Here is an 11,958-nt window from a genome sequence, read left to right on the forward strand (position 1 = left end):
GCCGCTGGTCGTAACAGTTCCGGCCTGTGCGGCGGAAGCTGCAGAAATCGCCAAAGCCAAGCCCAAATATTTCTTGCTCATAGTGGTTTTTTCCTTTCAGTTTGCTTGTGGGTATTGAAGACTCCTAACTTGCAGTCGGGTGTTTAAATAGGCTGTAAAGACAACCAGAGTCACTACCACGTCATTTGAAAACCGGGCCATTCTACCGAAAACCGGCTCAAATATGTCACTTTGGTGTCGGTTTAATGTCCGTTACGTGAACATTTTATGTCGTAATAATGACATTTTTATGACAATCTGTAATTCATTGCGCGCCGCCCCCGTCCTGACCGGGCCGGCACCGCCGAGCTTCGCTTTTTCCCGGCGAACCGACTACAGTAATTACTATCGGGCCGCGTTTGGCATCCCGACCACTGACGCATCAACGATTGTGCGGCTATTCTCTTGATGCCTTACTCTTGAAATAGCCCAGATGCCTGTAAAATACCAATTTCCGTCGGCACTTACGGATTATTCATGGCCACATCGCTGAAAGTATTGTTTATTGAAGACTCCGAAGCAGACGCCGAGCTCACCACCGCCGAGCTGGTTCGCGGCGGTTTTGATCCTCACTGCCATCGGGTCGAAACGGCGCCGGACCTGGAAGCGGCGCTGGAGCAACCCTGGGACCTGATCATCTGCGACTATCGCCTGCCGCGCTTCAGCGCCGAGGATGCGCTGGCCGCTTTGAAACGAAGCGGACAGGACATCCCTTTCATCATCATGTCGGGCGCAGTGCAAGCCGAAGACACCGTCAACCTGCTCAAGCAGGGCGCCCACGACTTCATGGACAAACATGCTCTTGCACGTCTGCTGCCCGCTGTCGAGCGGGAACTTCGAGAGGCGGAAATTCGCGCCAAACGGCGCAAGGCCGAAGAGCGGGTCAGAGTGCTGTCCCGTGCGGTTGAGCAAAGCCCGGTTTCGGTCGTGATCACTGACCCCAGCGGCAACATCGAGTACGTGAACCCCCGGTTTGAGGAACTGACCGGCTATTCCGCCGAGGAAGCCACCGGCCGCGAGTTGGGTTTCTCCATGGTTGACCAGGACAGCGCCCAGGCTTTATCCGAGCTGTGGTCGACCGTCAGCGGTGGCCGGGAATGGAGTGGCGAGTTCTGCAGCGCCCGCCGGGACGGGCAACTGCTGTGGGAGCAAGTCAGCGTCTCCCCCCTAACTGACACGGACAACCGGATCACCCACTACGTCGTCATCAAAGAGGACGTGACGGTTCGGCGCAGCTATGAAGAACAGCTGTTGCGTCAGGCGCACTACGACCAACTGACCGGCCTGGCCAACCGGGTGCTGATGATCGACCGGATGAGCGTCGCCCTGGAGGCGGCCCAGCGGGATGATCACAAGTGTGCCCTGCTGGTCATTGACCTTGATCACTTCAAGAATGTGAACGACAGTCTTGGACACAGTATTGGCGACAACCTTCTGAAAGAGTCCGCCGGGCGCCTCAGCGGTTGCATCCGCGGCGGCGACACGCTGGTACGGATGGGCGGCGACGAGTTTGTAGTGATCATGCCCAAAGTCGACTCCGCCCGCGAGGCCCAAAAAGTGGCCGAGCAGATCATCCAGCAGTTTGAGCGCCCCTTCACTATCATCGGAAAGCAATACCGGGTCACCGCCAGCATCGGTATTGCGCTCTACCCCGAAGACGGAAAAAACCCCCACCTGGTTCTGCGCAATGCCGACCTGGCGATGTACAAGGCGAAGGACCTGGGGCGCAATCAGTATCATTTCTTCACCGAAGAGATCAATCAGCAATTGATTGAACGGTTGGAGCTCGAGGGACGACTGAGGCGGGTTCTGGACAAAGGTGAGCTGACCCTGCACTACCAGCCCATCTATTCACTCGAGGGAAACTTTGTCACCGGCGTCGAGGCCCTGGTCCGCTGGCGCCAGCCCGACGGCAGCCTCTGGGGACCCTACCGGTTTATTCCACTGGCGGAAGAGATCGGAATGATCCGCGCGATCGACAACTGGGTTCTGCGCAGTGCCCTACGGACGATGGCGCCTTGGCTTTCGGATAGCAACGAAACCATGCGCCTGACTCTGAATATCTCCTCCCAGCAATTGCAGATGCCCGGGTTCCATCAATACGTTGCCGAACAACTGACCGCCAACGGTGTCACGCCCTCACAGCTGGAGCTGGAAATTACCGAGCGAATGCTGGTGGATAATTCCGACTCGACGCAGGAAAACATCCAGCGCCTTTGTGACATGGGCGTACGATTGTCGATTGACGACTTTGGTACCGGGTACTCTTCGTTGGGCTACCTTCAGAACTACCCATTCCACACACTGAAAATTGATCGCAGCTTTGTCTGCAACATCGGAATCAATACGCATACGGCGCGGCTGATTGACACCATCATCACCATGGGACACGGCCTGGGTATGGAGATTGTGGCGGAGGGGATTGAATCGGATCTTGAACGTCAGTTTCTGAAAGCTCATGGCTGCGATCAGGGGCAGGGCTATCTGTTCAGTCATCCACTGCCGTTGGAGCAGCTTCGTCCGTTGCTCGAAAAAGCGGTTCAGGAACAGCCGTCGTTTTCAGAAAATCAGCCTGACGGATAAAAGAACTCCCGCAGGGGTTGCTGCGGGAGTCAAAGGTTCACTCTCAAGAGAATGCTGAATTGTTATTTCAACCAGCGCCTCAGGCAGGGGCAATTACCCACCAACCCATCGCTCTCGCTTTCGCCTCCAACTCCCGTCCACCACTGACCACCGTCGGTTGACCGACGGCACTGAGCATCGGGAAGTCCGACACATCATCGCCATAGGCAAAACAGTGTTCAGGCACAGCGCTCTGAGCCTCCAGGAACTGTGTCAACGCCTCCACCTTGCCGGAGCCGATGGTCTGGGGCGGGAGAATTTCACCGGTATAGCGCCCCTGATGGACCGCCAGGCGGGTCGACAGCAGATGCTGCACCTGTAACTCCTGCGCAATCGGCTCAAGCAGTGCCGGAAAAGAACCGGATACAAACACCACTTCTCGCCCCGCCCGCTGATGGGCGCGCAGTTCGGCCAATGGACGGGGGTGATAAAACGGCGCCTGGCCGTGACGCATTTCATCAAACCAGACCCTCCCCATGGCACGGACCTCTTGAGGACACCGGCCCTTGAAATGGCGGTAATACAGGCGGTTAAGAAACTCCCAGGAGGCTCCGGGGTGCAAGTGCTGGCGCAGGTCCTGTTCGTAAGCGCGCTGCCCTTCATCGTCACCGGTTCGGTGATACCAGAAGGTCTGAAAGCTGAGCATGCTTTTGATCGAAATCAGCGTGTCGTCAACATCAAAAAACACATACTCTTGTGTCAATGTCGGTAATGCCGTCATGAAAACACCTCCCTGCGACTCAGAAGTTATCGACGCGCTGCAACATCTCGGCATAGGCAGCCGCTGCACTCTGCGCCTGGAGCTGACCGTCCACAAACGCCAGATGCGCCTGTTGCGCCTTGGCCGCCATGGTCGCTTCGCGTTTGCCGATCCGGGCCTTGTCCATGGCGGCAAAGGTGAAGGTCAGTGAGGAGACATCCATCCCGCACTGTTGCACCACCGCCTCGGTCACAAAACTCAACTTCCGCGGGTTATCCGTGCTCTGCTCCAGAATCCGACACTCAATGGTGGCCGACACCGGAAAGGCAAAGTTATTGTACTTGACGGACATGTCGTTCAGGACGAAGGCGTAATCCACCTCGTTATCCGGAAGAAAGTACTGCTCAACCACGGCCAACATCCCCTGACGGGCGGCCTCGATCAGAATCATACCCTGGACGTGTTGACCGCTCTGGTGGTCTTGCATCAGTTCGCACTGCTCATCAATCAGCAAATGCATGGTAAAGCAGTCTGCGGTCTGCCGGACCGGAACGGAAATCAGGGTATTTTCCGGACGATGCTTGTGGGTAAGAGTGGCCGGAGCGCGGGTCGGTAGACTGTGCCACAGCGTAAAATCAAACTGACTCAGGTTAGGCGACTGAGCAGCCTGCTCCAGTAACTGCCTTACATTCTCATCACTCAGACCCTGACCGGGAACCAATACGGTTCGCCCCTGGCCGGGTACCAATGGAATGGACAGACTCAACAGGCCACGCAGATTGGAGTAGGTTATGGCATCTTTGCCCTGTACATAGGCTGAAAACTTGTCACCGACGACAAGTACAATACGCTGCTTCATGATTTCCACCTCAGCTATTTAATGAAATGTGCCCACCAGATCGGTGTGGCATCAAATAGCTCAGTGCAAAAATGCGACCCTTTCGGTACGCTTCACGTTATTTTTTGAAGTCGAAATTTTTGACAGACTCACAGGATGAAGATAACCGGTTGTTAAATCGACTGTTTTTGAATTCGTTTCAGGCGTAGACCGGCAAAATCCCCGCCGTGCCGGAACGGCTGTGCTAGGATTCAGACGGAACGGGCCACCAGTCTGGCCACAAAATCATCAAAATGATCAATAATTAGTCAAATTTATGACGCTCCCGGAATTGTCAACACTCAAACCCGAAAGAAGCGACAACTTTCAGACAAACCTGCCTACAAACAACGTGCAAATGAGGTTTTCGGTGAAAAAAACGCCATTGTTCCGTACATTCCTTCGCCCTATTACCCTTACTCTGAGCGGAGTCGCGCTGCTACTCGCCCTGCCTACGGCTGCGGACCAAAGCGTATCGGACGCCCCCCCCGAGACCCCATTGAAATTTATTACCATTGACGTCGCCCCCTGGGCATCCAACAATCCCGAAACCGGGCAAAAGGAAGGCGCCTTCGTGGCGATTGTGGACGCTCTGTCCGAGCTCACCGGGTTGACCATCGAGACCACGCTGACGCCCTTCGCGCGTGTCGATCGGGAGTTGGAGGCTGGTACTCATGACTGCACCATCCTGGTTCCCCGGGACGAATCCATTGTGATTCATGGCGAGCTGGTGGCGGATCATGACGTGGGCATTCTGTCCCACAAAGGCAACCCCATTGATGACTATGCCGACCTACAGGGCACCACCATTTCTCTGCTGCGTGGCTCCGCCATATCACCGGAGTTCGATCAGGACGAGGCCATCAACAAGGTGTACGACACCGACTATCTGATCGCGCTGCGCAAGCTGGATCGTCAGCGGGTCGCCGGCGTCGCCGGTGCCATCCCCACGCTCAAGTTCCTGGCCAACGAAAACGGGCTGGGGGATATGCTGGCACCGGCCCTGAAACTGACCGACATTCCGCTGGTATTCCAGTGCTCACGGCAATCCACCCAACTGGCGTTGATGCCCTCGCTGAATGCGGCCATTGAAACCCTGAAACAGTCCGGCCGTCTGGAAGAAATCACCGATCTGTACCACTTCTAACGGATTATCACTCCATGGTTTTTCGGATTCCCGGCCTTGCCAGCCTGCGTGACCTGAAGCGTTCGGGCATCGGGCAGCGCCTGTTGGTGCAGATCATCCTGTTCAGCTCACTGATCACTCTGGTCGCTACCCTGATACAGCTCTACACCGACTATCACCGCGACGTGGGCACCATCAAGAACCGGCTGGATGATATCGAGGGCAGCTACCTTGGCAGCATCAGCGCCAGCCTGTGGAATCTGGACGTACAACAGTTGCGTCTGCAACTTGAGGGAATCCATCAACTACCGGATATCCAGTCGGTGTCCGTGCGGGAGAGTTCGGATAACGTCGCCGACCCCCTGGCTTTGAGCCGCGGCGAAGGCGACAGTAAAAACGTCATCACCCGGCACTACCCGGTGATCCATATCCTCGCCTCCGGCCCCCGCCAGATCGGCACGCTGACGGTAGAGGCCTCCCTGAGCGAAGTGTACGCCCGCCTGCAGCAGAAGGCCGTGGTCATTCTCTTGAGTCAGGGCGTGAAAACCTTTCTGGTGTCGATGTTCATTCTTTATATTGTGGCCCGACTGATCACCTCGCACCTGGTGCACATTTCCGATCGGGTCAGTCGGTTTGAGATCAGTCAACAACAGCCGCCTCTTGCGCTGAACCGGCACCCCCCACCGGAACCCGATGAGCTCGACCAGGTGGTCACCGCCTTCAACACGCTGAGTAAAAACCTGCGTCAGGCCTATGATCATATGCATGAGGTCAACAATGCCCTGGCCAAAGATATCGTCGCCCGCCGTCAGGCCGAGGAGGAGGTCAAACGCCTTAACTCGGTGCTGGAACAACGCGTGCGCCAGCGCACCGCCGAGCTCGAAGCGGCGAATGCCGAGCTGGCCAGCTTCTGTTACTCCGTCTCTCACGACCTGAGAGCGCCACTGCGGCGCATTGAGGGCTTTCGGCGCATTCTGAATGACCGCTACCACGAGCAGGTGGACGACCAGGGACGGCACTACCTGGACCGCATTGCCGTCGGCACCCGGGAAATGTCCGAGATGATCGACAGCTTTCTGCGCCTGTCCCGGGCGACCCAGGGCGAACTGAAGGTCGAGATTGTCGACTTGTCCGCCAAGGTGCATCACCTGATCAATCAGTATCAAGAGCGCGAGCCAGAACGTGAGGTACACCCGCAAATTCAGGATGATGTACGCGCCCCGGTTGATAGTCATCTGTTCGATATGCTACTAAGTAACCTCATTGACAACGCTTGGAAATATTCCGGTCATCTCCCGGAGACGCACGTCGCGTTCGGTTTTCGAGAGGAGGATGGCGAGCGCATTTACTTTGTCAGTGACCGGGGCGATGGCTTCGACATGCAATACGCCGACCGGCTGTTCGCGCCCTTCAGCCGCCTGCACAAGGCGGAGGAATTTGAGGGGGTGGGTATCGGACTGGCCACGGTTCAGCGTATCATCACCCGACACGGTGGACGAATCTGGGCGGAGTCCCGCCCGGGTGAAGGAGCCACCTTTTATTTCACGTTGTGGGAAAGGAACACTGACCGTGAACAGGGACACCATACTATTAGTTGAGGATGACCCGGACGAGGCCGAGCTCGCGCTGTTCGGGTTTGGCCAGGTTGGCCGTCACTACGACATCCAGAGGTCCGAAACGGGGAAGAAGCCCTGGAGTTTCTCTTCGCCACGGGCCGCCATGCGGACCGCGCCACCGAGTGGGCCCCCAGCCTGGTGATTCTGGACCTGGACCTGCCCCGGGGTGAGCGGCTTTGAAGTGCTTCGACAGATCCGCTCGACCCCGGAATACCGCTACACACCGGTCGTCATATTGACCACATCCGACGAGCAATCAGATATCCTTCAAGGGTACCAGTTGGGTGTCAACAGCTACCTGTGCAAACCCGTTGATTTTGAAAGTTTTGCCGACCTGTTGCAGCAGGTCAGCGAATACTGGTTGTCCACCAACACCCAGCCGGGACGACGCCGCAATCCCTGAGTCACCCCCTCACCCGGCCAGCGTCGAGAGTGCCCTTTCCACTCCAAATCAGGTGCGCTCCGCTTCCAGTTCCTGCCACTGCTTTTCCAGGCGCTTGGCAGAGACCGGCATGCGGGTTTTCAGCGTCTGGGCAAAGAGCGACACCCGGAATTCCTCCAGGCTCCACCGGTACCCCTGAAGCGCCTCATTCAACGCCAACGCCTGACCGTCGCGATCCGTCCAGAAAGGCTCCAGGCGCTCCCAGAAGGGCGCCAGCTCATCCACCAGGCGGCGATCCTTGTTCGGGTCCAGAGGCGCCTTTTCCAGCCGAATTTCCAGCGCCTGCATATACCGTGGGTACTGGCGAAGCCAGTCCTCCGGAGTGCGATACAGCATACCGGGGTAAAACAGGTGGGCCAGTTGGGTGCGGATGTCCGACAAGGTAAACGCCAGTGGCAACTGAGTGCGGTGCTGCTTAAGCTGCTTTTTGATCTTGACCAGCGAGTGCAGACTGGTGGAGAGCACGTCCGCCAAACCTTGCGCCTGTATCACCAACCCTTCGCGCACCGCCTGCTTGCAACGCTCATAGGCCGGTGCCGTTCGGGGCAATTCGTTCAGTGGTAACCAGTTCGCCACGGCCGCCAGAAGCAGGTCATCAACCACCGCATCGCGCTTACCCATCTCCGCCACCGACAGAGCCAGCTCGTCTTTTTTCAGGAGCTCTTTGTGCAGGTACTTTCGGGTCTGGGAAAGCTCCAACAGAATCAGCCGCGCCAGCCCGCGCTGGGTCTGATAGGCGGCATCCGCCGCTTCATCCAACACCGCAATGGCCACCGAATCGCGCTTGTCCACCAGCGCCGGGTAAGCCCGTAACTGGATACCGCCGCGCTTGAGCTGCACCTCCTCCGGCAGTGTGTCCCAGTCCCATTGGGTCAGCTGGTCGCGCTCGATGCCCACCGCTGCCGATTGAATTTTCTCCTGGGCCTGCTCCCGATAGCGCTCGCGCAGCACCGCCAGATCCCGACCCCGGGCGATACAGCGCCCCCGCTCGTCCAGCACCTGGATATTGACCCGGTAAAAATCGTCAATGCGGGTGTCGTCCCAAGCCTCGGGCGGCACCTCGACCAGGGTCTGACGCTTGAGTTGGTGAGCCAGGGCATCGGTCAACGAGGTGTTGTCCGGCTGCATGCCGGTCAAGGCCCGGTCCACCACATCCGGTACCGGCACAAAGTGCTTGCGCCACTGCTTGGGCAACCCCTTGATCAGACTGATGCACTTGTCGCGCAGCAAGCCGGGCACCAACCACTCGAGGCGTTTTTCCGGCACCTGATGCAATAGGCTGACGGGCACCTGCAGATTCACCCCGTCGTCCTCGTGACCGGGTTCAAACTGATATTTCAGCGGAAAACTGACGCCGCGCCAGGTCAATGCGTCGGGGAACTGCGCCTCGGTCACCTCCCCGGCGTCGCGCTGCATCAGTTGCTCGCGCTCGATAAACAGCAAGCGTGGCTGGTCCTGCTCTACGGCTTTGCGCCACTGATCGAAGCTGGCGCGACTGGCCACCGAATCGGGAATCCGCTCGTCATAAAACTGATACAGGGCCTCATCATCGGCCAGAATGTCCCGACGCCGACTTTTCGCCTCCAGCTCATCCAGTTCAGCCACCAGACGCTGGTTATGAGCAAAGAATTTTGCGGGCCCGCCCCGTTCCGATTTCTTGGCGTAACGGCCCTCCACCAGCGCGGAGCGAATAAACACCTCGCGACAGGTGGCCGGTTCGATATCGGTGAAATCGACGCGTTGCTTTTCGACCAACACCAGTCCGTACAGAGACACCTTCTCGTAGGCCTTCACCCGTCCGCTCTTCGGGTCGTAGTGAGGCTCAAAGTAATGACGCTTGACCAGGTGTTTGGCCGCACTCAACGCCCACTGGGGATCAATCTTGCCCACCGTGTGGGCGTAAAGTCGGGAGGTTTCCAACAGCTCGGCCGCCACCAGCCACTTGGGCGTTTTCTTGAACTGGGACGAGCCCGGGAAAATCATGAATTTGCGATTGCGCGCCCCCAGGTATTCGCGGTCCTCCACATTGAAGCCCAGGTTGCCCAACAGACCGGTCAGCAGCGCGCGGTGCACCACCTCATAGTCCGCCGGCTCGCTGTTCTCCTTGAGTTTGAGATCCCGCAGGCTGACTTTCAGCTGATGGTGAATGTCCCGCCATTCACGCCAGCGAACGTAGTTCAGAAACTCTTTCTTGCACTGTTTGCGCATCTGATTCTGAGACAGGTCCTGACGCAACTGTTCAAAATAATCCCACAGATTCACAAAGCCGAGAAAGTCCGATTGCTCGTGCCAAAAACGACGATGGGACTGATCCGCCGCCTGCTGTTTGTCCGCCGGTCGCTCCCGTGGGTCCTGCACGGACAGGGCACTGGTAATGATCAACAGCTCCCGCACGCAGCCCAGCTCACTGGCGGCCATCAGCATTCTGGACAACCGTGGATCCAGCGGTAGGCGGGTGAGCTGTTTACCGGTGGGGGTCAGACGCCCCTTGCCATTGACCGCCTGCAGCTCTTCCAACAGCTTGAAACCATCGTTGATCAGGCGCCGATCCGGCGGGTCGATAAACGGAAACCGATGAATATCCCCCATGCGCAGTTGCAGCATCTGCAGGATCACCGCCGCGAGATTGGTGCGCAGAATTTCCGCATCGGTAAATTCGGGGCGCGCCAGGAAGTCCTCTTCGCTGTACAGGCGGATACAGATACCCTCCGCCACCCGACCGCAGCGCCCCTTGCGCTGATTGGCGCTGGCCTGGGACACCGGCTCGACCGGCAGGCGCTGCACTTTGGTCCGGTAGCTGTAGCGACTGAGTCGGGCAAAACCCGGATCGATCACATAGCGGATGCCAGGTACGGTGATTGACGTTTCCGCCACGTTGGTGGCGAGCACCACCCGCCGCCCCTTGTGCGGCGCAAAAACCTTTTGCTGTTCGGCCATGCTCAAGCGGGCGTAGAACGGCAGCACCTCCAGGTGCTGAAAACCCGCTTGGCGAATACTGCGCGCGGCCTCGCGAATTTCCCGTTCACCACTGAGAAACACGAGTATGTCACCACCGCGGGCGCCCTTGCCGACGCTGCGCTCGTGGGTTTCAATTTCGTGAATGGCGTCGAGTATCGGCTGGTAGCTGTCGTCCCCCTCGCTATCGCTGTCCAACGGCGGCCGATACCAGACATCCACCGGATAGGTACGACCGGACACTTCGATGATGGGGGCATCGTCAAAGTGTTGGGAAAACCGCTCCAGATCGATCGTGGCGGAGGTGATGATGACCTTCAGATCCGGGCGCTTGGGCAGCAACTGTTTGAGAAACCCGAGCAGGAAGTCAATATTGAGGCTGCGTTCGTGGGCCTCGTCGATAATCAGGGTGTCGTAGCGGGACAGAAAGCGATCGTTCTGGATTTCCGCCAGCAGTATCCCGTCGGTCATGACCTTGACCAGGCTCTGCTCACTGGTCTGGTCGGAAAACCGCACCTGGTAACCCACCAGCTCGCCCAGGGGCGACTGAAGCTCCTCGGCAATACGCTGGGAGACGGTGTGCGCGGCCACCCGCCGGGGCTGGGTATGGCCAATCATGCCGCTGACACCCCGCCCCAGTTCGAGACAGATTTTGGGGAGCTGGGTGGTTTTCCCGGAGCCGGTTTCCCCGGCCAGCACCACTACCTGATTATCGCGAATCAGTTCGGCGATTTCGTCCCGCTTGTCGCTGATCGGCAGGTCCGGATACACGATGGTCTGTGGCCGGTGTTGTTCGCGTTGCTCAAACCGCTGTTGGGAGCGTTGCCAGTGTTCCAGCCATTTGCTCTGGTCTTTGTCGACCGGTTGGCCGGCCTTGAGCCGCTCCTGGATGGCCTGCCAGCCTTTGGACAGACGAAACCGGTCCCGACTCAGTACGCGGCTGAGGTCGAGGCGTTGGGGAAATTGGTCGAGGGTCGGTGTTTCGGATTCAGACATAGCCAGCTCGGATGATTAAGCACGGCATGATAGCAGAGAGGGCCGCTGTATCGCAGGGGGTGCCAGTAGAGAGGTGTCGGATTGGCAGCTTCGCATCGTAGTGCTGCGGGTGGGATATAGGGTAACGGCGGATGCGCTTCGCTTATCCGCCCTACGGATGGTGCGGAGGTCGGCGTAGGGCGGATAAGGGCACAGCCCGCATCCGCCGTTACCAAACGCCCATGATTCACATTATTCGAGCAGACTACGCAGCATCCAGGCGGTTTTTTCGTGGAGTTGGATGCGCTGGGTGAGGAGGTCGGCGGTGGCTTCGTCGCTGGCTGACTCTACCACCGGGAACAGCGAGCGGGCGGTGCGGACCACCGCTTCATGCCCTTCGACGGAACGTTTAATCATATCTGTCGCACTCGGAACACCCGGTTCCTCTTTGATGCTGCTCAGCTCGGAAAACTCCTTATAAGTACCCGGCGCCGGGAAACCGATCGAACGGATACGCTCCGCGATCACATCCACCGCCTCGGCCAGCTCAGTGTAATGCTCCTCGAACATGATGTGCAGTGTCTGGAACATCGGGCCGGTGACGTT

Annotated in this window: 8 protein-coding genes; 4 read left to right on the forward strand and 4 right to left on the reverse strand. The window is 58.1% G+C overall.

From position 1 onward, the window contains the following. Window positions 1-516: 516 nt before the first annotated feature. Window positions 517-2,622 carry a putative bifunctional diguanylate cyclase/phosphodiesterase gene (locus tag B3520_RS08930; protein WP_286805165.1) on the forward strand — a complete coding sequence of 702 codons (2,106 nt, stop codon included), beginning with the start codon at window positions 517-519 and terminating at the stop codon, window positions 2,620-2,622. A gap of 79 nt (window positions 2,623-2,701) precedes the next feature. Here B3520_RS08930 and B3520_RS08935 read toward each other — a convergent pair whose 3' ends face one another. After that, window positions 2,702-3,382: an HAD family hydrolase gene (locus B3520_RS08935; protein ID WP_286805163.1), complete on the reverse strand. Its 681-nt coding sequence runs from the start codon at window positions 3,380-3,382 to the stop codon at window positions 2,702-2,704. 19 nt (window positions 3,383-3,401) lie between these two features. After that, complete coding sequence (locus B3520_RS08940; protein WP_286805161.1) at window positions 3,402-4,220, reverse strand: AfsA-related hotdog domain-containing protein; 819 nt, start codon at window positions 4,218-4,220, stop codon at window positions 3,402-3,404. A 517-nt stretch (window positions 4,221-4,737) separates the two neighbouring features. On the opposite strand from B3520_RS08940, the gene B3520_RS08945 reads away from it, so the two are divergent. The 3 genes from B3520_RS08945 (at window position 4,738) to B3520_RS08955 (ending at window position 7,383) form a co-directional block, all read left to right on the forward strand. Then, the gene (locus B3520_RS08945) at window positions 4,738-5,385 is read left to right on the forward strand and encodes a substrate-binding periplasmic protein (protein ID WP_286805159.1); all 648 of its coding nucleotides are present in this window, start codon (window positions 4,738-4,740) and stop codon (window positions 5,383-5,385) included. A 14-nt stretch (window positions 5,386-5,399) separates the two neighbouring features. Beyond that, window positions 5,400-6,962 (forward strand): sensor histidine kinase, encoded by a 1,563-nt coding sequence (locus tag B3520_RS08950; protein WP_286805157.1) that lies wholly within the window; start codon window positions 5,400-5,402, stop codon window positions 6,960-6,962. A 184-nt stretch (window positions 6,963-7,146) separates the two neighbouring features. Next, on the forward strand, window positions 7,147-7,383 hold the full coding sequence (locus B3520_RS08955) for a response regulator (RefSeq protein WP_286805155.1): 237 nt from the start codon (window positions 7,147-7,149) through the stop codon (window positions 7,381-7,383). Between the two features lie 48 nt (window positions 7,384-7,431). Here the strand turns inward: B3520_RS08955 and hrpA are convergent, their stop codons facing one another. Next, window positions 7,432-11,373, reverse strand: a complete 3,942-nt coding sequence (hrpA, locus tag B3520_RS08960) for an ATP-dependent RNA helicase HrpA (RefSeq protein WP_286875885.1) — start codon at window positions 11,371-11,373, stop codon at window positions 7,432-7,434. 231 nt (window positions 11,374-11,604) lie between these two features. Next, window positions 11,605-11,958: Dps family protein (locus B3520_RS08965; protein WP_286875887.1), on the reverse strand; the 354-nt coding region annotated here is incomplete at its 5' end.

Source organism: Marinimicrobium sp. UBA4509 (assembly GCF_002388575.1).
In the GTDB taxonomy this organism is placed as follows: domain Bacteria; phylum Pseudomonadota; class Gammaproteobacteria; order Pseudomonadales; family Cellvibrionaceae; genus Marinimicrobium; species Marinimicrobium koreense.